The sequence below is a fragment of the Sorangium sp. So ce302 genome (genome assembly GCF_051530145.1).
GTDB classification, from domain to species: Bacteria; Myxococcota_A; Polyangia; order Polyangiales; family Polyangiaceae; genus Sorangium; species Sorangium cellulosum_B.
Map to the genome: position 1 here is coordinate 2,917,919 of NZ_CP150326.1, position 19,086 is coordinate 2,937,004.

Annotated in this window: 16 protein-coding genes; 3 read left to right on the forward strand and 13 right to left on the reverse strand. The window is 74.2% G+C overall.

The genetic code is table 11. From position 1 onward, the window contains the following. Entirely contained in the window at positions 1–753 is a 753-nt protein-coding gene (locus tag WME73_RS11365; RefSeq protein WP_437915682.1) for a hypothetical protein, read from the reverse strand. A 165-nt stretch (positions 754–918) separates the two neighbouring features. Here WME73_RS11365 and larB point away from each other — a divergent pair, with 165 nt between their 5' ends. Both larB and larC read left to right on the forward strand, forming a co-directional pair. Beyond that, positions 919–1,671 carry a nickel pincer cofactor biosynthesis protein LarB gene (gene larB / locus WME73_RS11370; protein ID WP_437915683.1) on the forward strand — a complete coding sequence of 251 codons (753 nt, stop codon included), beginning with the start codon at positions 919–921 and terminating at the stop codon, positions 1,669–1,671. A 67-nt stretch (positions 1,672–1,738) separates the two neighbouring features. Next, positions 1,739–3,181 (forward strand): nickel pincer cofactor biosynthesis protein LarC, encoded by a 1,443-nt coding sequence (gene larC / locus WME73_RS11375; RefSeq protein WP_437915684.1) that lies wholly within the window; start codon positions 1,739–1,741, stop codon positions 3,179–3,181. A gap of 73 nt (positions 3,182–3,254) precedes the next feature. Here larC and trxA read toward each other — a convergent pair whose 3' ends face one another. From trxA to WME73_RS11415, 8 genes are all read right to left on the reverse strand, one after another. Then, entirely contained in the window at positions 3,255–3,896 is a 642-nt protein-coding gene (gene trxA, locus WME73_RS11380; RefSeq protein WP_437745484.1) for a thioredoxin, read from the reverse strand. Positions 3,897–4,059: 163 nt separating this feature from the next. Then, positions 4,060–5,052, reverse strand: a complete 993-nt coding sequence (locus tag WME73_RS11385) for an ABC transporter permease (protein ID WP_437745485.1) — start codon at positions 5,050–5,052, stop codon at positions 4,060–4,062. Beyond that, the gene (locus tag WME73_RS11390) at positions 5,049–6,578 is read right to left on the reverse strand and encodes an ABC transporter permease subunit (RefSeq protein ID WP_437745486.1); all 1,530 of its coding nucleotides are present in this window, start codon (positions 6,576–6,578) and stop codon (positions 5,049–5,051) included. Before WME73_RS11390 ends, WME73_RS11385 begins: the two co-directional genes overlap by 4 nt. 16 nt (positions 6,579–6,594) lie before the next feature. Continuing rightward, positions 6,595–8,154 carry a trypsin-like peptidase domain-containing protein gene (locus WME73_RS11395; protein WP_437915685.1) on the reverse strand — a complete coding sequence of 520 codons (1,560 nt, stop codon included), beginning with the start codon at positions 8,152–8,154 and terminating at the stop codon, positions 6,595–6,597. A 41-nt stretch (positions 8,155–8,195) separates the two neighbouring features. Continuing rightward, positions 8,196–9,290: a S1 family peptidase gene (locus WME73_RS11400; RefSeq protein WP_437870514.1), complete on the reverse strand. Its 1,095-nt coding sequence runs from the start codon at positions 9,288–9,290 to the stop codon at positions 8,196–8,198. A 16-nt stretch (positions 9,291–9,306) separates the two neighbouring features. Further along, positions 9,307–11,118: a Stp1/IreP family PP2C-type Ser/Thr phosphatase gene (locus WME73_RS11405; protein ID WP_437915686.1), complete on the reverse strand. Its 1,812-nt coding sequence runs from the start codon at positions 11,116–11,118 to the stop codon at positions 9,307–9,309. Continuing rightward, entirely contained in the window at positions 11,115–13,070 is a 1,956-nt protein-coding gene (locus tag WME73_RS11410; protein WP_437915687.1) for an FHA domain-containing protein, read from the reverse strand. The genes WME73_RS11405 and WME73_RS11410 overlap by 4 nt, the downstream gene beginning before the upstream one ends. Before the next feature lie 74 nt (positions 13,071–13,144). After that, complete coding sequence (locus WME73_RS11415; RefSeq protein WP_437745491.1) at positions 13,145–13,975, reverse strand: hypothetical protein; 831 nt, start codon at positions 13,973–13,975, stop codon at positions 13,145–13,147. Positions 13,976–14,216: 241 nt separating this feature from the next. Here WME73_RS11415 and WME73_RS11420 point away from each other — a divergent pair, with 241 nt between their 5' ends. After that, positions 14,217–14,609 carry a hypothetical protein gene (locus WME73_RS11420; RefSeq protein WP_437745492.1) on the forward strand — a complete coding sequence of 131 codons (393 nt, stop codon included), beginning with the start codon at positions 14,217–14,219 and terminating at the stop codon, positions 14,607–14,609. A 48-nt stretch (positions 14,610–14,657) separates the two neighbouring features. Here the strand turns inward: WME73_RS11420 and WME73_RS11425 are convergent, their stop codons facing one another. The 4 genes from WME73_RS11425 to WME73_RS11440 form a co-directional block, all read right to left on the reverse strand. Beyond that, positions 14,658–15,773, reverse strand: a complete 1,116-nt coding sequence (locus tag WME73_RS11425; RefSeq protein WP_437915688.1) for a tetratricopeptide repeat protein — start codon at positions 15,771–15,773, stop codon at positions 14,658–14,660. Continuing rightward, a complete protein-coding gene (ltaE, locus tag WME73_RS11430) occupies positions 15,770–16,873 on the reverse strand; it encodes a low-specificity L-threonine aldolase (protein ID WP_437915689.1) in 1,104 nt (367 codons plus the stop codon). Before ltaE ends, WME73_RS11425 begins: the two co-directional genes overlap by 4 nt. Before the next feature lie 78 nt (positions 16,874–16,951). Then, positions 16,952–18,535 (reverse strand): GMC family oxidoreductase N-terminal domain-containing protein, encoded by a 1,584-nt coding sequence (locus WME73_RS11435; RefSeq protein WP_437915690.1) that lies wholly within the window; start codon positions 18,533–18,535, stop codon positions 16,952–16,954. Beyond that, a complete protein-coding gene (locus WME73_RS11440) occupies positions 18,532–19,062 on the reverse strand; it encodes a hypothetical protein (protein ID WP_437915691.1) in 531 nt (176 codons plus the stop codon). Before WME73_RS11440 ends, WME73_RS11435 begins: the two co-directional genes overlap by 4 nt. Positions 19,063–19,086: the final 24 nt, after the last annotated feature.

Sequence of the window (19,086 nt, forward strand, 5' to 3'; positions counted from 1 at the left end):
TCAGCCCGGTCGGTTGGAGCGCCCGCCGCTGCCGACGCCGAGCCGCCGATGAGGGCGTGTCGAGGCGGGCCGGGGCGGAACGACCTCGGCCGCTGGCTCACTCGGGACGGCGCGGGGGCGCGCGCCGGGGGAGGGCTCGGCCTTCGGCGCGGCGCCCGCGGGCTCGCGCCGGAGCAGGGCGCTCACGGTGACCGCGAAGCCGGCGGCCAGCATGGTGTACATCCAGAGGAGCGCATAGCCGAGCGGACCGCCGGCGACCGGGTGGACGCCGAAGTCGCCCTCGACCTGCCGGTAGGTGCCGTCGAGCGCGAGCCGCCGGGACAGGGCCAGGACGGCGACCAGGGCGATCGACAGCGGAGCGCCGGCGAGGACGGCGAGCGCGTGGACCGCGCGCTGCGCGGTCCACCTGCCGCCAGCGCTCCCGGCGAAGCGATTCGCGGCCGCGAACCCGGCGGGCACCGAGGCGGCATTGACGAGGACGAGCACGAGGTCGACGGCGGACGGGATGCGGCGCGTGTCGACGAGGTACGCGAAGCTCCAGTCAGGGGCGAACACGAGGAAGTACGCGCAGACCGGCGCGAAGACGAGGCAGGCGAACAGGGAGACGAGCGCGAGCGGCCGAGCGCGCGCGCCCGGCGCAAGCCGAGGCTCCGACGCGCGCAGCGCGCCCAGGCGGTGAGGGGCTGCAGCGCTGAACCAGGCGAGCAGCGCACCGAGAGCAAAGCCGACGAGGGGAGCGACGAAGGCGGGCACGCGGCGCCGAAAGTAGTCCTGTCGCCCCCTCCTGAGCAAAGTGCCTGGACCTTTTCCTGACCAGGACGGCTCGAGCGGCCCACACCAGGGCTCTTCCGGGCGCGGCTGGGCAGGCTGGGCGGAACGTTTGCTCTGGGAACGCCGCCGCGCTAAGCGGCTGCGCACATGGAGCCGCGCCTCGTCCGGGAGATGCTTGAGCGCGTTCGGAGCGGCGAGCTTGCCGTCGAAGAGGCGCTCGATGCCCTCCGAGGGCTGCCTTTCCGGGACCTGGGCGTCGCGACCGTCGATCACCACCGCGCGCTCAGGCAGGGCGTCCCCGAGGTGATCTTCGGCGAAGGGAAGACACCCGAGCAGATCGCCCTGATCGCCGGGGAGATCTCGGGGGCGGGGCAGAACGTGCTCGTGACCCGGGTCGACGCCGCGAAGGGCGCGGCGGTCTCGGCCCTCTTGCCCGCGTTCCGTTATGTGCCCCTCGCGCGGACCGGCAGCATCGAGGTCGCGCCGCCGCCGAAGCGCGCCGCCGGGGCGGTCGCCGTCGTGACCGCGGGCACGAGCGATCTGCCGATCGCCGAGGAGGCCATCGAGACGCTGCGCGCCGTGGGCCTCGAGGCGAAGCGGCTGTACGACGTGGGGGTCGCGGGGCTGCACCGCTTTCTCCATCGCGTCGAGGAGCTGCGCAAGGCGTCGGCCGTGATCGTGGTCGCGGGCATGGAAGGCGCGCTGCCGAGCGTGGTCGGCGGGCTCGTGGCGGCGCCGGTGATCGCGGTGCCGACGTCGGTCGGCTACGGCACTGCCCTGGGCGGCTTCACCGCGCTCTTCGCCATGCTCACGTCGTGCGCCTCCGGAGTCGCCGTGGTCAACATCGATAGCGGCTTCGGCGCGGCGATGGTGGTGCATCGCATGTTGCCGAAGGAGTAGCTCGGAACGAGCGCGACCGCGGGAGCGCCGCGCCGCGAAGGCGCCCGGGGAACGGAGAAGGCGAGAGATGGGACACGGGCACGATCACGACCACGCGCACGGAGACGAGCACCACCACGGGCACGCGCACGAGGGCCATCACGATCACGGGCACGCGCACGAGGGCCATCACGGGCACGCGCACGAGGGCCATCACGATCACGGGCACGCGCACGAGGGCCATCACGATCACGGGCACGCGCACGAGGGCCATCACGGGCACGCGCACGAGGGCCATCACGATCACGGGCACGCGCACGACCATCCGCGCGCGCCGCTCCTCGAGGAGGGCGCGGGCACGGGCAAGGTCCTGTTCTTCGACGCCTTCAGCGGGATCGCGGGCGACATGACCATCGCCGCGCTGCTCGATCTCGGGGTGCCCCTCCTCGTCATCGAGCGCGCCGTCGCCGCGCTGCCGCTCGATGGGTTCCACCTGCACCGCGGGCACGCCCATCGGAGCGGCATCGTGGCGACCTCGTTCGACGTGCACGTCGAGGCGCCGCAGCCGGAGCGCACCTACGGATCCATCGACGCCATGCTCGCCGCCGCGCCGCTCGATCCGCCCGTCGCCGCGCTGGCGCGCCGGATCTTCCGGCGCCTCGGCGAGGCGGAGGCCGCCGTGCACCGGATCCGCCTGGAAGACGTGCACTTCCACGAGGTCGGCGCCGTCGACGCGATCGTCGACATCGTGGGCTCCGCCGCCGCGATCGTGCACATCGGGGCGGAGGTCGTCGGATCGCCGCTGCCCATGGGGCGCGGGTTCGTGAAGGCGCGGCACGGGATCCTCCCGCTGCCGCCGCCCGCGGCGGTCGCGTGCCTCCGCGGCGTCCCGACCTACGGCGTCGAGCTCGACGCCGAGCTGGTCACGCCCACGGGCGCGGCCATCATCGCCACGCTGGCGACCCGGTTCGAGCGCTGGCCGACGTTCGCCCCCGATCGGATCGGCTTCGGCGCCGGTCAGCGCGAGCTGCCGGACCGCCCCAACCTGCTGCGGGTCGTGCTCGGGACGCGCACGGGTGGAGACGAGAGCCTCGGCAGCGCGTCGCACGTGATCGTCGAGGCGAACGTCGACGATCTGACGGGCGAGGTGGCAGGGCACGCGATCGAGGCGCTGTTCGCGGCGGGCGCGCTCGACGCCTGGGCGGCGCCGATCACGATGAAGAAAGGGCGCCCCGCCCTGACGATCGCGGCGCTCGCGGCCGCCCCCCAGGCCGACGCCGTCGCGACGGCGCTGCTCCGCGAGACGACCAGCATCGGGCTACGGAAGATCCCTGTCGCGCGCACCGAGCGGCCGCGGCGGATCACCACGGTGCAGACGGCGTACGGAGCCATCCGGGTGAAGATCAGCGAGGGGCCGTTCGGGCCGCCGCAGATCAAGCCGGAGTTCGACGATTGCGCCGCGGCGGCGAGGACGCACGGCGTGCCGGTGCGCGAGGTCGTCTCGGCGGCGCTGTCGGCCGCCAAGGGGTGACGCCGCGCCGCGCAGGGTGCTGCCGCGCGGCGCCGAGATCGCCGAGCGGCGCAGCGTCACCCTGCGGCAGCGGTCAGTCGGGGCGCTGGATCGGGAGCGCCTCGGCCTCCCACGAGAGAAAGCCGCCCTCGAGGAACGCGACGGGCACGCCCTCCTCGGCGAGCTTCGCGGCGACGTCCTTCGACCTGTCGCCGGAGCGGCAATAGAGGACCGGCGCGCCGGCCAGCATGTGGAGCTCGGCGAGCCGGCCCTCGATCTCCTCGATCGGGATGTGCACCGCGCCCGGGATGTGGGCGCGGCCGTAGGCGGGGCTCTCGCGCGTGTCCACGGGGACCACCTGGCCCTCCCGGATCAGCTGCGCCAGCTCGGCCGCCCGGATGGCGCCCTCGGCGCGCGGGAGGAACGGATCGAGCAGCTCGCGGAGCTGCTTTCGGTTGAGGACGCCCTGCTCGGCGGCCACCGGGCGGCCTCGATGAAAGACCATGAACGTCGGGACAGCCTGGATGCGCAGCGTGGTGGCGATGCGCTTCGACCGGTCGATGTCGACCTTGACCACCTTGGCCTTGCCTTCGAGCTCGCGCGCGATGGCGTCGACCTCCGGCGCGACCGTCTTGCACGGTCCGCACCAGGTGGCGGTGAAATCGATGAGCACGGGCAACTCGCTGCGGAGCACCTCGCGCTCGAACTCCTGCTCGTTGATCTCGGGAACGGCCATGGCGGGCGAATTCATAGCGGGCCTTTCCTGCGAGATCGAGCGGCGCGAGGGCTCCGCCGCCGAGATCGCGGAGATGAACGCGATTTCAGCGCAATTTCGGCGCGCGAGAGCGCTGCACGGCCGGCGGCTGTCCGCGGACGTGCGGCCCCCGCGTCGCGCCCCGTCAGCGCGGGACGCGCGCGCGCACGGTGCGTGTATCGATGGAGTCGCGCAGGGCGTCGGCGATGAGGTAAGAGCCGCCGACCGTCGCCAGGAGCAGCACGAAAGGGAAGACGAGCAGCCGGATCTCGCTCGGGTGCCGCGCCGCCTGGCCCAGCGTCTCCCCCCACGAGGCCACGCGCGCGGGCGCGCCCATCCCGAGGAACGAGATCGCCGCCTCGAGCAGGACGACGGACGCCACGCCGAGCACCGAGCTCACGATCACGGGGCCGAGCGCGTTCGGGAGGATGTGGCGGTAGAAGACGCGCAGCCGGGTGCTGCCGAGCGCGTGCGCGGCCGCCACGTACTCCTCGCTCGACGCGCGCAGCACCTCGGCGCGCACGAGGCGCGCGATCTCCGCCCAGCGGACGAAGGCGACCGCGAGCACCAGCGACAGCGCGGAGGGCTCGCGCTCGATCGCCCGCACGATGGCCACGACGAGGATCGCCGGGAAGGTGTCGACCGTCTCGACGAGGCGGACGAGGCCGTCGTTCCAGAAGCCGCGCAGCGTGCCCGCGAGCCCGCCGAGCACGACGCCGAGGAACATGCCCACGAGCACCGCGCTGAGCGACAGGCCGAGCGCCGTGCGCGCGCCGTAGATCAGCCGCGCGGCGAGATCGCGGCTCTCGAAGTCCGTGCCGAGCGGGTGGTCGAGGGACGGCGACGCGTTCGGGCCGGCGTCGGTGCGCTGCTCCGGGCCGTAACGGATGGGCGGCCAGATCGCGAAGCCCTCGAAGCGCACCCTGAGCTCGGCCTCGGTGAGCGACTCGAGCGCGGCGCCCTCGGTGACCGCGGGCAGGATCTCCGCGCGGCCCGGCCTGAAGCAGGCGATGGGCGCGGGGGCGGCGAGGAGCTCGGCGAAGATGGCGAGCAGCGCGAGGACGCCGAGCAGCACGGCGCCGATGGCGACGCGCTTGCTGCCCACCATCCGGCGGAGGAACGCGGTCGCGTGGGTCACGCCTCGCTCCTCCGCGAGAGCACCGCCGGGCCGAGCCGCGGATCGACGAGCACATAGGCGAGATCGGTCGCGATCACGCCGAGCGCGGCGATGGCCGCGGCGCCGATCGAGATGGCCATGAGCCAGCTCACGTCGCGCGCCTGCACGGCGAGGAGCGTGAGCTCGCCGAGCCCGTGGAGCTCGAAGACGCGCTCGACGACGAAGGCGCCGCCGAGCGCCATCGGCGGCTCGAGCATGGCGAGCGTCACGACCGGGAGCACGGCGTTGCGGAGCCCGTGGACGGCGATGGCGCGCGCGGCGCCGGCGCCGCGCGCCCGCGCGGCCCGGACGAAGTCCTGCGTCAGGACCGCGACGAGCGCGGCGCGCTGCTGCCGCGTCGGCGCGGCGACGAGCGAGAGCGCGATGATGCACGTCGGCAGGAGCAGGGACCGCGCGCCGCCCGAGAGGAGCGCGGCGGCCACGGCCACGACGGCGGTCGGGAGGACGGCGGCGGTGAGCACGGCGGCCGCGATCGCGGAGTCGCTCCGCCGGCCCTGCGAGGCCGCGCTGAGCGCGCCGAGCGGGATCGCCACGGCGTAGGCCAGCGCGATCGCCCCGAAGACGAGCGCGAGGGTGACGGGCGCGCGCCGCGCGAGCTCGTCGAGCACCGGCTCTCCGGTCGCCGCGACGCCGAGCCGGTGGGTGACCGCGCCGAGCGCCCACTTGCCGTAGCGGGTCTCGAGCACGGTCGCCGCGAGCTGCGCCGGGCCGGTGAACACCTCGAAGTCGCTGCGGTACACGTTCCAGAACGACTTCCACCGCGTGACGCACGCGCGGGCCTCCGCGAGGTCGTCGCCCGGGGCGATCCGGTCGTCGATCTCCGCGATGTGGGCCGCGACGTCGACGAGGGCGCGCGCCTGCTCGAGCGTCGCGGCGTCGCGCGGCGGCTGCAGCGCGGCGATCACCGCCTGCAGGGCGAACGTGTCGAGCTCCAGCAGCTCGGCGGCGCGCGACGCGGAGCCGTAGCGGACCAGGCGCCGCACGGCGCTCCGGACCGACGCGCTCCGGAACTCGATGCCGCGGTCGTCCCAGAAGCGCGTCCAGAACGCGACCGCGTGCGCCGGGTCCGCGGCGTCGTCGGCCCGCGGCAGGCCCATCCGCGCCGCGACGGGCGCGAGCGCGAGCGCGACGCGGGTGCGCGGCTCGGGCGCCAGCGCGTCGAGCGGCAGGATGTGCGGCAGCGCGGCGCCGCCGAGGCGACGCAGCTCGTCGGCGGCGGCCGCCGCGTCGTCGCCGCCAGCCGCGATGGCCTGCGCCGCCGCGAGGGCGCGCAGGCGCACGTCGCGCGGCTCCAGGTTGATGAAGCGCGGCAGGTCGAGGAAGCGCTCCCGGCGGAGCCGAGCGAGCTCCGCGCTGGAGAGCGAGCTGGCGAGGAGCGGATCGTCCGTCGGATCGGGGACGAAGGAGAGCACGAAGAAGGTCAGCAGCGAGACGCCGACGAGGGTCGGCAGCGTCCAGAGGAGCCTGCGGAGCGCGTGGCGGAGCATCTCTCTCGGCCGGGAGTCAGCGCAGGATGGCGTCGAGCAGGTCGATGCGCATCCCGAACTTGTAGGGGGAGGCCTTTACCACCTCCATCTTCTGGCCAGAGATCGTCTCGTCGTTGCCCTCGAGGTACCCGCCGGCGTTGATGCCGATGACCCTGCCCTGGCCGTTGAAGATGGGGCTCCCGCTCATGCCGCTCGTGCTGCGGGCGTCGTGCTGGATCAGCCAGGCCTCCGCCGCCGGCGCGGGCCGGCCGTTCGCGCCCGTGATCCGGCCGACGTTGGCGGCGAGGAACGTGGCGACGGGGTTCGCGGTGTCCGTGAGCCGCTCCGGGAAGCCGATCAGGTACACGTCGTCGCCGGCGCCGGCCGCGGCGAGCTCTTCCCGGGTCGCGAGCTCGAGCACGGCGGCCGCGCGCCCCGCGATCGTCACGGTGCCGATGTCCGGGGTGAGCTGATCCGCGCTGTCACGGTACTGCGGGTGCGTCCGCATGCCGGTCACGGCGAAGCTTATCTGGCCCCGGCCCTCGTTCTCGAGCGCCGCGATCGCGCCGCCGCGGCGCTTGGCCGCGGTGATGCAGTGGGCGTTCGTCACGAGGACGGAGGGCCGCACCGCGAACGCCGTGCAGAACCCCTCGCGCCCGGCGGCGAGCATGAAGATCCCCTTCCTGGAGCGGTCGTGGAGGTTGCGCCCGAAGTTGGCGTTCGAGGGGTGGAGCGTCCCGAGGCGGCGCTCGATCTCCTTGCGCCGGGGGTCCTCCGGCGAGAGGCCCGCGAGCTCCTCCCGCAGCTGGCTGATCTCGTCGTGGGAGGAGCGGTTGTAGACGATGAGCGCGGCGAGGCTGGCGAGCGCGATCACGAGGAGCGCGGCGAGGATGTAGGTCGTGCGGCGCTGGCCTGCCGTCGCGGCGTGCACCTCCTTGTGGAGCATGGCGTTGATCTCGACGGTGCCTCGGGGCTTCGCGCGCCCCGTGGCGGCCGCGACGGCGGAGGAGATCATCATGGCGATCGTCCGCTCGCCGACCCGCCGAGCTCCGGCCGGCGGCGCGGCCGGGACGTGTCCGGGGGGGGCGGCAGCGGACGCCGGGTACGCGGCGGGCGCTGGGTACGCGGCGGGCGCGGGGTACGCGGCGGGCGCGGGGTACGCGGCGGGCGCGGGGTACGCGGCGGGCGCGGGGTACGCGGCGGGCGCGGAGTAGCCCGCAGTAGGCACGGGGTACGCGGCGGGCGCGGGATGGCCCGTCGCTGGCGCAGGGTAAGCCGCGGCAGGAGAGGGGTGATGCGCCACAGCGTGCGCCTGCGGTGGACCCGACGTGCGGCGCTCGACGAGCTCCAGCCGCACCCGCGGGCCCTTGGCACCGAACGTGATCTCGTCGCCCGACGCGATCGGGTGCCGCTTGATCCGCTGCCCGCCCGCGTAGGTCCCGTTGCGGCTGTCGAGGTCGTAGAGCACCCAGCCCGCCGCCTCGAGGCGCGCCTCGGCGTGGTGGCTGCTCGCGTCGCGATCGTGGTTCGGGTCGAAGACGACGTCGTTGTCCGGCGCTCGACCGAAGCGCACCGCGCGCCGGTCATGGATCTCCACAGAACCGGCGTTGCGCCCGAAGGTATGTACGACGCGTAACATCACGGCGCCGGGACCCCCTGCAGCAGATCGATCCGCATCCCGATGCGGAACGGCGAGCTCTGCGTCACCGTCGCCTTCCGGCCGTCGATCGTGACGTTGTCCTCGTCGTCGATGTGCGCCGCATGGACGCCGATGACGTGCCCGTACTGGTTGAAGATGGGGCTCCCGCTGTTGCCCCCGCGCGTGACGGCGTCGTGCTGGATCAGGACGGCTCGGTCCGGCGTCGTCGCCTCCTCGTCGATGCCGGTCACGCGCCCGATGCGGCCCTCCAGGAACGTCGCCGAGGGGCTCAGCGGGTCCATCAAGCGACCGGGGAAGCCGATGACATAGGCGTCGTCGCCCGGCCCGATGGCCCGCAGCTCGGCGTCGTTCGCGAGCTTCACCGTGCGCGTCGCCTTGCCGGCGATCCGGAGCAGGGCGACGTCCGGCGAGCCGGCGCCCGCCTGCCCTGGCTTGTACGCCGGGTGGGCCGACATCGCGACGATGGGGAAGCGGATCTTCCCCATCGAGTCGTTCTGCGTGACGATCGAGGTGCCGCCGCGGGCGCGGCAGTCGCGGACGCAGTGAGCGTTCGTCGCGAGCAGATCGGGCGCGATGGCGAACGCCGAGCAGCAACCGCCGATGCGGTTGTCCACCTTGTAGCCCATCACGTAGAGCGCCAGCCTGTTCTGCTCGAAGATGGCGCGCCCCGAGAGCACCTGCTCCGGGATCGCGCCCGACGGGCGCGCCGCGGGCGCGATCCCGAGGCCGACCTCGCGCGCCAGCGCGTCGGCCGCCTGGCGCGACCGGTACGTGACCACGAAGGCCACGGCCACGGCGACGAGCGCCGCGGCGACGCCTAGCCCGAGGATCAGGTTGTGGCGCGACACCTTGCGCCTCGCCTCGTCCGCCTTGGCGCGCACGAGCGCGAGCGCCTTCTCCTCGCGCCGCATCGCCTGCACGACGGCATCCTTGACGATGCGCTGCGCGGTCTCGACGTCGACGCGGCCGTCCGCGTCCGGGCGCCCGGGGGGCCACTCTTCCTGCGGGGCGGCCGGAGTCTGCCGGCCACGCTTGTCGTTGCTGCGCAGCATCGCGGTGGGGGGCGCGCGCACGTGCGCTACGCGTACCCTAACGAAGCAGGTAGTAGCCGGCGATGGTAACGCACGCGACGGCGCTCACGATCATCAAGATCACCAGCCACTGCGGCGCGCCGTCGGTCGGGATCATGATCGGCTCGTCGCCCTGGACGGGCGCGCGGGCGTTGCGCTCGTCCAGCGCGTCGTCGGCCGGCAGGGGCGAGGCGACGTGGTCGTAGTCGTCCCCGTCGTCGTCCATGTCGCTGTCCGCGCTGCTCAGCCACGATTTCGGCGAGGGGGGCCGCTGCGAGATCTTCTTCTCGTCGAGCTCCTTCACCTTGCGCGCCGGCTCGGACGCGGCGGCGTTCTGGGCCAGGAGGTGCTCGGGCAGCGCGTACTTCTGGTAGCGGAGGTCCTCGATGTCCTCGAGCTCCGGCAGGGCGAGCCCGTCGCCGTCGAACTTGGCGACCACCACCGTGATGTTGTCGTGCCCGCCGGCCTGGTTGGCCCGATCCGTCAGCACCTTGCAGGCCTCGATCGGATCGTCGACGCTCCGCAGCACCTCGCGGATCTCCTCGTTCCGCACCATGCCCGAGAGCCCGTCGGAACAGAGCATCAGCGTGTCGCCCCGCTTGAGCTCCACGAAGGTGAGGTCGACCTGCACCGAGTCCGCGGTGCCGAGCGCCTGGAGGATGATGTTGTTGTGCTCGAAGGTCTCGGCCTCCTCCTCGGTGAGCTGGCCCGCCTCGATGAGCTGGTTCACGAGCGACTGGTCGCGCGTCACCTGCACGAGCCGATCGCCGCGGAGGACGTACGCGCGGCTGTCGCCCACCTGGCCGAGGAACAGGTGATCGTCCATGAGCGCGGCGATGGTCGAGGTGGTCCCCATCCCCCGCCGGGTCCGATCGAGCTTCGCCTCGCTGAAGATCCGGAGGCCTGCCGCCTCGATCGCCTGCACCAGCCGCGCCGCGAGCTCGTCGTGGTTCTCCGGGGGACCGGCGGCGCTCATCCGCTGGTAGATGATGTCGACCGCGAGCTGGCTCGCGACCTCGCCGGCCGCGGCGCCGCCCATGCCGTCGCACACGCCGAGCAGGGCGCCCCGCTCGCCGACGACCTGGTAGCGATCCATCTCCATCAGGCCGCGGCTCGCCTTCGTGAGATCCGCGACGATGAAGTTGTCCTCGTTGTGCTCGCGGACCTGGCCCACGTCGGTCCGGCCGAACAGCCGGAGCACGACCTCGGGGCGACGCGGCTCGTCGGGCGGTGTCGCCGCGCCGTCCATGCCGCCGGGGCGCTGCCCGCCCTCGTCCGGCTCGCCACCCCCCGGCGCCTCGCCCGCGAAGCGCCCGGCAGCGCCGCCGTGGGCGGCCTCCGCGGCGGGGGTCTCGTCGAGCGCGCCGTCGTACGACGCGGCCGCGGGGGAGGCGTGCGCCTGAGCGGCGGCCGGCGGAGCATCGGGGGTCACAGCGTCTCCCAGGTCGTCCGACCGTGCGGCGCTTCCATCCGTGTCCTCCTCGCGCGACCCGCCGGCGGTGAGCCGCACCCGCGGCGGCGGAGGGAGCTTCCGCCCGACCTTCTCCGGGCTCGATGTGCTGGGCGCCTTCACGGGCTTCATGGCGATGCCAGCCTTGTGCGCGGCGTTTGCGGCCGGACGCGTCTTGGGCGGCGGGGGCTTCCAGTTCACGGGCTTGCCTGCTTCCACAGACCCCGCCTTGCCGGACTCGAGCGACGCGGCGCCGTGCGGGGAGTCATGAAGCGCCTTGCCGGCGTGGCTGCTCGAGTCGGTTCCTGCGGACGTCGCGCCGGGGAGCCCCTCGACTTCCAGCGCCTCGGTCGGCGTTTCGCGGACGGTCTGATCGCTCATCGGGGGAGATCCACGCGGAACAGGTGCTGCCCGATGCGCACGAAATCGCGATCGAGGAGGCTGACGTCCTCGCGGATGGCGACGTAGGTCCCGTTCGACGAGTCCAGGTCGCTGAGCGTGAACTCCCCCGTGGCCGGGTTCCTCCGGATGGCGGCGTGGCGTCGCGAGAGGAACGGATCGGCCGTGAATACGATGTCTCCCGTCTCCCGTCCGATCACCGTCTCATCCCGGTAGAGGTGGTACACGTCCCGCGTCACGCCTTCCACCGTCCGCTGGCAGAGTCTCGCCCGGCGGTGGATGGCGGGCGAGCCAAACAGCAACGTTCCATGCTGGATGGCATGGCCGAGGCCTCGCTCGCCGTCGTTCACGGTCTGAAACTGTAACACCTCGAGGCCCAGGAGGAGCAAGTCGCCATCTCGGAGGGGGTGCGTCTTCCGGATGCGGAGGTAGATGCGGTTGACGCTGCCCAGGTCACGGAGAACCCAGGACCCTTCCTGCGGGATGAGCCGCGCGTGCCGCGGCGAGACGTACTGGTCGTCCTCGAGGACGATATCCCCCTCGGTTCGGCCGATGTCGATCTGCGGGCCCGCGAGGGGGAAGCTCTTTCCCTCGGTCCCGTCTTCGACGATCACGATGAGCTTGCCCTCGAGCGCTCGGGTCGGCTGGGTGTCAGCCGGAATCCACGCCGGCGGGCGAACCGAGAGGGACGCGCGCAGCGGCGCGAGCGGCCGCTGGGAGGCTGGCGGCGCGCTGCTCGCCTCGTTCGAGATCGGCCCGGCGGGCTCGGCAGTCTGCGGGGGCCGCTGCGGGTCGCGCCGGGCGTCCGGGGCGAGCGCTGGCGCGGGCTGCGGGCGTTCGGAGGCGGCCCTGGATGGGCGCTCGGAGGCGGGCCGCTCGCCCTCGAGGGGCGCACCGCAATATTTGCAGAACCGCGTGCCCGCCAGGCACTGACCGCGACAGCGCGCGCACTCGACCGGCGGGACGGGAGCCCGCTGCGACGACGCGATGTCGACCACCGGCGAGCCGACGATCTTGTCCGCGTTGCTCCCGCTGGCCACGGGCAGCCGCGCTGGGGGCAGGGCGACCGGGGGCAGCGGGGGCGGAGCCGGCCTGGCCGGCGCGCCGACCCGTTGATGTGCGTCTCCGGCGTCGGAGCGCTCGTCGCGCGCCGCTGGCGGCGGCGCGGCCTCCGTGGGCGGCGCGTGCCGGAGCGCGGCGGGCGTGACGTCGTGGAGACCTCGCGCGGTCGTCCCGATCTCCTCGTGGGGCGGGGGCGCCATGTACGGCGCGCCAGGGGAGAGCGCGGTGCCTGGCTCGCCGCGCTCTCCCCTGGCGCGCTTCGACACCTGGCTCACCGGCTGCGGGGCGCCCGCCGGCGCTCCGCCATCTCTCCTGTTCAGCGCCGCGCCGCACGTCACGCAGAAGCGGTAGCCCGGAGGGTTCTCTCCGTTGCAGTTCGCGCAGGAGAGCCCCAGGATCGCGTCGGTGATCGCGGGCGTCGCGGGCGTCGCGGGCGCGTCACCCCGCTCGGTGATCCTCGGCCCTTGCAGGGCTGGCACCATCTGGATCGCGCTGTCCAGCGCGCCAGCAGCCGGCGTCGCGGCGCCCTCGCGCGCCGGGCGCGAGGCGCCCTCGGCGCGGCCGTGCACCGCCGGCATCGCTGGTTCCGTCCTCGCCGAGCTGAGAGGGCTGAAGGAGAACACGGGCGCCTCCGGGCGAAGGCGCCCCGGCGCGCCGCGAGGCCCCGGCGCCCTGGCGGCCGCGCGGGCGTCGTTCGCCGGCGGCGTCTCGACCTGCGCGGCCGCCGGCAGGGCCGGGAGCGACACCTGCGGCAAGCCGCTCGGCGGCGTCGGCGGGACGACCCGCGCCTCTCGAGCCTTCAGCCGTCGACCGCAATCCTGACAGAACGTCAGATCGCCAGCGTTGTCGCGGCCGCACACATCGCAGATCACGCTGCCGAGGGGACCGCGGAGCGACGGTCGAGTCAAGTAGCCGGTGCGTTCTCTCGAGCGGACAGGGGAACCGCTCAGCGCCGGCCTACCTCGGTCCGCACCTCGAGAAGGAGCTCGAAGCCGACGAATTGCGCGATGGCGGTGGCCCGCTCGTAGTTGGCCGTGTCCCTCCAGCCAGCGAGCAGCACCGGCCGGTACACGCAGCTGACGCCGAGCACCGCGCGGCGCGAGACCTCCAGCTCGACCCCGACGCCGCCGAAGATGAGCGCGCCGCCCGTCTCGACGCCCCACTCGTTCCCGTAGGCGACGCCGCCGATCCCGGCGAAAAAGTAGGGAGCCGCCCGGTAGCCGATGTCCGGCAGGTACCTCATCTCGGCCCGGAGCTGCTGGAAGATTCCAAGCCGGTAGAGATTGCTCGAGTCCATCTTGGTGAACTGGTACGCGCCGCCGAAGTACCAGGGGCCTGGCGAGCGGTATCCGCCGCGGATCGCGAGCCCGCCTCCGCTGCCCAGGATGCACGCGTAGAGGGGTCCGGAGCGCGGGCAGGCAGCGCCAGGATCGAGGCTCATCTCGGCCACGAGAGCGACGCCGTACTGCACGTACTCGACGTGCAGCGGCGGCGGCCGGGAGGCGAGCTCGACGCTCGGCTTGACGGCAGGCGATGGCTCCTGCTCGGCGGCGGCCTCGTCCCCCGCCGCGTCGAGCCGAGCGCTCCAGGCGGACGTGGCGCGCCCGTCCTCGGCCCCTTCGCCCGTCCGGCCGCCGGCGGGAGCGCCTGGCGCGGCGCCGTGGAGGGCGCCCTCGGCCTGGGGGTGCGGAGGCGCGGCCCGCGCTGTCAAGGACAGCAGGGCGCTGGCCGCGATGGTCGCGGCCCAGAGCGCGCCGGGCGGAGATCGCAAACGCACGAGTTGTTTGAGATACGCGAGAGATCTGCCGCCGGCAACGCTCCTTCGCGGCGCGGGCGCTGGGGCGCGCCCGCGCCGACCTCCGACGTGGGCGCGCGCGCGGCCGCCTGGGGAAGGTCCGCGCCTCGCCGCGCCCCCAGGAAAAGACGCGACGGAAGGGGGAGGCGAGCGGTCTCTTGAAGCTCGACACCATACGCCGCTTGACGGCGGCTGCGAGGGTCGCCTAAACGAAGCCACCTTCATGGAGATTCACCTCGACAAGCGTGCCGTAAAGCAGATCCGCCTCTCTGCGGCGGATGCCGTTGAGGAAGGCGACACCGAAGCGCTGCGCGAGGACGTCCTCGAGGCGTTCTCGGAGGAGCAGGTCGAAGAGATCGAGCGTCGTCTGGACAGCGGTGATTTTTTTGAGTTCTTGACCGACGTGCTCGACGAGTGGGGGGGCGACGACGTGGACGAGCTCTTCGAGCTCCTCGAGACCCAGCTCGGCGACATCGGCATCGATCTGAAGTATGAGCCGCGCGAGGACGACGACGACCTCGACGAGGCCGACGACGACGACCTTGCCGACGACGAGGACGAGGACGGCGACGACGATGACGCCGAGCTGGAGTCCGAGGACGACGAGGACGACTGAGCGCGGTCGGCCCGCCGCCGCGGCGACGCGCCGCGCGGCGTCCCCGCGTCAGGGGTCCTTCCGTTCGTCGAGCTCGCGGAGGATGTAGTCCGCGCACGGGCGAGGCGCCGCCGGGAGCGACGGACATATCGCGTGCGCGCAGCGCACGTAGCGCGACTCGGGGAGCTCCCGGACGATCCGGGCTGCGGTGGCGCACGCCTCCTTGCTCCGGCCCTCCTCGCGCCACAGCTTCGCCTCGGCCCAGAGCGCGTCGTCGCGCAGGATGGACGCGGGGTGGTCCGTATAGAGCTTGCGCAGCTCGCGGCGCGCGGCGGCGCGATCGCCGAGCGCGTCGCGGTAGAGGCGCGCGATCTCGAGCTGCGCGTCGTCGAACTTCTCGCGGTCGTAGCTGCCGGTGACGGCCGGTTCGCGCGCGGAGAGCATCTCCCTCAGGTAGCCGATGGCCTCCTCGGGGCGCCCGAGGGACGCGGCGAGCTCCGCCGCGTGGAACAGGGCGTCGTCCGTCAAGCTGCCGACGGGGTACGGGTGCGCGCGCGCGGCGGCGACGAGCGCGCGCAGCGCAGCTTCGCGATCGCCGCTCCGCTCCAGGAGGAGCGCGGTGTTGTAGGCGACGTCCTGATCGAGCTCCGTCCCGCGGAGCGCGGGGCCGTGCTGCCGCAGCCACGCGAGCGCGCCCGCCGCGCCGGCGCGGTCTTCTTCGCGCTGGATGAGCCGCTTCAGCGCGTTGCGCGCGAGCCCGTGCGACGGGCGGCGCAGCGTCGCCGCCAGCAGCATCGCGTAGCCCGCGTCCGCGTCGCCGTGTTCGATCGCGAGATCGGCGAGCTCGAACTCCGCGCGCTCGGAGCGCGGCCCGCGCGGCGAGTCGGCGAGCAGCCGCTCGTACGACGCGCGCGCCTCGCCCCAGGACTCCGCGCGCTCGAACGAGCGCGCCTGCATGAGGCGCGCCTCGTCGCGGTCCTTCACGCGCAGCGCCTGCGACGCGGCGTCGTCGAACGAGCGGGCCGCCTCGCGGTAGCGCCCCGCGTGGTAGGCGCGCTCGCCGGCGGTCATCGCGGTGAGGTAGGCGTCGCCGCGCACCGGCGCGCACGCGGGGCCGAGCAGCGCGGCGATCGCGATCGCGACGGCGAGCGTCGGCGCGGGGGCGTTCCTGGGGCGGCGGCTCATGCGCGCGCGCCCTCGGCGCCGCGATCGCGCGGCAGCGCCAGCACCTCGGCGAGCGCCTCGGCGAGGGCGCTCGCCGCGGGCGCGACCTGCTCCGGCGCGAGATCGAGGTGGGTCACGGCGCGGACGGCGCTCCGGCCCGTCGCCCCCACGAGCACGCCGCGCCGTCGCGCGGCCTCGACGAGCCGCTCGGCCGGGATGCCGGGCGTCTCGATGTAGAGGATGTTCGTCTCGGGCTCCTCGATCGTCGCGGGCGGCGCGCCCGTCGCGGGCGGCGCCATCGCGCGAAGGGCCGCCGCGCGCATCGCCCGCGCGATGGCGCGCGCGGCCTCGTGGTCCTCGGCGATGCGGCCCTGGTGGTGCGCGAGCGCGTACAGGGCGGCGGCCGCGAGCACGCCGGCCTGCCGCATGCCGCCGCCGAGCATCTTCCGGAAGCGCAGCGCGGCGCGGACCACGTCGGCGCTGCCGCACAGCGCGGAGCCGACGGGCGCGCCGAGGCCCTTCGAGAAGCAGACGCTCACCGTGTCGAACGGCGCGGCGAGCTCGGCGGGCGTTCGACCGGTGGCGACCGCCGCGTTCCAGAGGCGCGCCCCGTCGAGGTGCAGCGCGAGCCCGTGCGCGCGCGCGACCGACGCGATGGCGATCACGTCCTCCTGCGGGAAGACCCGGCCGCCCGCGCGGTTGTGGGTGTTCTCGATCGCGACGAGGCGCGTGCGCGGGAGGTAGTACTGCGGCGGCTTGATCGCGTCCTCGACGTCGGCCGCCTTGAACAGGCCGCCGCGCCCGGCGAAGACGAACTGCACGCCGCTCCAGGCGGGCGCGGCGCCGCTCTCGTAGAACGCGCAGTGCGCGCCCTCGCCCGCGATCACCTCGTCGCCGCGCTGCGTGTGGCAGAGGAGCGCGATCTGGTTGCCCATCGTCCCGCTCGGCACGAAGAGCGCCGCCTCCTTGCCCGTGAGCTCCGCGACGCGCTCCTCGAGCGCCCGCACGGTGGGGTCCTCCCGGTACACGTCGTCGCCGACCTCGGCCGCGGCCATGGCGGCGCGCATGGCCGCGGTCGGTCGGGTGACGGTGTCAGAGCGGAGATCGATCGTCGCTTGCATCCTGGAACCTCGGCGGTCGGCGTCGACCGACGTTGTAGCACCGCGTGGCGCCGCGCCCGCTACGCGGCGCCGCGCCCGCTACGCGGGGCTCGCCGCCGCGAGCCGCGGGAACCGCTCGGCCATCCGCCACGCGATGCGCGTCGCCATCGCCATGATCGGCACCTGCGAGTTCACGCCGATGCTCGTGGGGAGGATCGAGCCGTCGGCGACGAAGAGCCCCGGCAGCGCGAAGCACTCGCCGCTCTGATCGACGATGCCGCGCCGCGGATCGTTCGCCACCCGCGCGCTCCCGAGCGGGTGGAACGCCATGCACTCGATGCGGCGCGCGTCGATGGACGTGGCGCCCGCGCGCTCGGCCGCGCGCGCGGCGTCCATCGACGTGACCGGCGGCGCGCCGAGCAGCGCGGTGTAGACCTCGCGCGCGCCGGCGGCGAGCGCCATCTCGCTGAGGATCGTGATGGACCGGCGGAGCCGCGCGAGGTCGCGCGGCGCCATCGCGTAGGAGACGAGCGGCTCCCGGCCGGGGCCGGGGCGGACGCGGCCGCCGCCCTCGTCGTGGATCATGGCGCCGAAGACGGCGCAGCGCGACAGCGCGGCGGCCCGACGCCGCAGCGCGGGCCCGACGCCAGGGAGGCCCGCCGCGAGCACGTTCACCGCCGAGTAGACGCCGACGAGCTTGATCCCCTCGGCCTCGAAGTGGTCGGAGTAGACGCTCTGGAGCGCGCCGTCCCAGCCGTTCAGCGCGTCGTCGAACCGGGCGACCACGCGCACGGCGGGGTGCAGCGTCACGCCGTCGCCGAGGCCGGAGCTCGCCTCGAACGCGCCCGCCGTGCGGAGGAGCAGCGGCGTGTGCAGCGTGCCGCACGCGGCGACGACCGCCTTCGCGCGCACCCGGAACCGGCGCGGCGGGGCCCCCGGCTCGCCGCCGAGCAGCCTCCCCTCGACGCCGACGGCGCGCCCGCGCTTCACGGTGATCCGCTCGACCAGCGCGTCGGCGACCACGCGCGCGCCATGCGCGGTCGCCGACGGCAGGTAGGCGACGTCGACCGAGCGCTTCGCCCCGGCGGGGCAGGTGAAGTTGCACCGGCCGTTGCCCTCGCACGCGTCGCCGGTGTTGCGGCGGAGCGGGCGCATCGGGATGCCGAGCCGGCTCGCCCCCTCGACGAGCCGCGCCGTCGAGGCGGAGCGCAGCGCCTCGGGGACCTCGCGGACCTGCAGCCGATGCTCGACGCTGTCGTACGCCGCCTCGAGGGCGCGCTCCGACAGCTCGTCGAGGCCGAGGTCGCGGGTCCACCGCGCGTGGACGCTGCCCGGGATGCGGAAGCACACCCCGCCGGTCACCACCGACGATCCGCCGACGGCGCGCCCCAGGGTGAGCGAGATCATCGGCGTCTGGCCCACGCCGAACGCCGTGAACAGGCCGGCCTCGCGGAACAGCCGCCGCACCGACTCGCTGGGCTTCCAGCGCTGGTAGTCGTCAGGGCGAACGTAGGGGCCCTCCTCCAGCACGATCACGCGCCGCCCCGCCTCGGCGAGCAGCGCGGCGACGACCGCGCCGCCGGCGCCGGAGCCGACCACGACGACGTCGCACGGCTCGTCGAACCCCGCAGGCAGGTCGCGCCCGCTGACGATCGGCTCGCTCGACGCGATGCCGCCGTTCACGCGCCGCCCCCGGCGCCCAGCCCGGGCAGCCCGGGCAGCCTGCGCCGCGCCGCGGTGCTCTCGCGGTCGAAGCCCGTCAGCGCGAGCTCCGCGCCCTCCTCGAAGGCGGCGATGCACATCGGCACCTTGAAGGCGAGGAGCAGCATCGCGAGGAGCCCGGAGCGGCTCGACTCGAGCGCCTCCAGGTACGCGAGCCGCCGGCCGAGCGAGAGCCGGCTCATCCGGCCGAAGGCGCCGATCACGAAGGGCGGCAACAGATCGAGGCAAGCGGCCAGCAGCGCGAAGCTGCGCCGGGTCTCGGGGCTGCCCTGCCCGAGCGCGAGATCCAGCGCCGCGACCGCGCGCTCGCACACCTCGGCGCCCGGCGGGGCGAGCTCCCCGCGCTCGTCCTCGTCGCAGAGCATCGCCTCGGCGGCGGCCCACGCGACGCGTCGCGCCCACGGCGAGAGCCCGCGCCCGGCGCGCTCCCACCGCTCGAGCCCTCGCGCGGCGCGCTCGGGCGCGCTCCCTCCCCCGTCCTCTTGCATGGCCGCGAGAGCCTAGCCCGGATC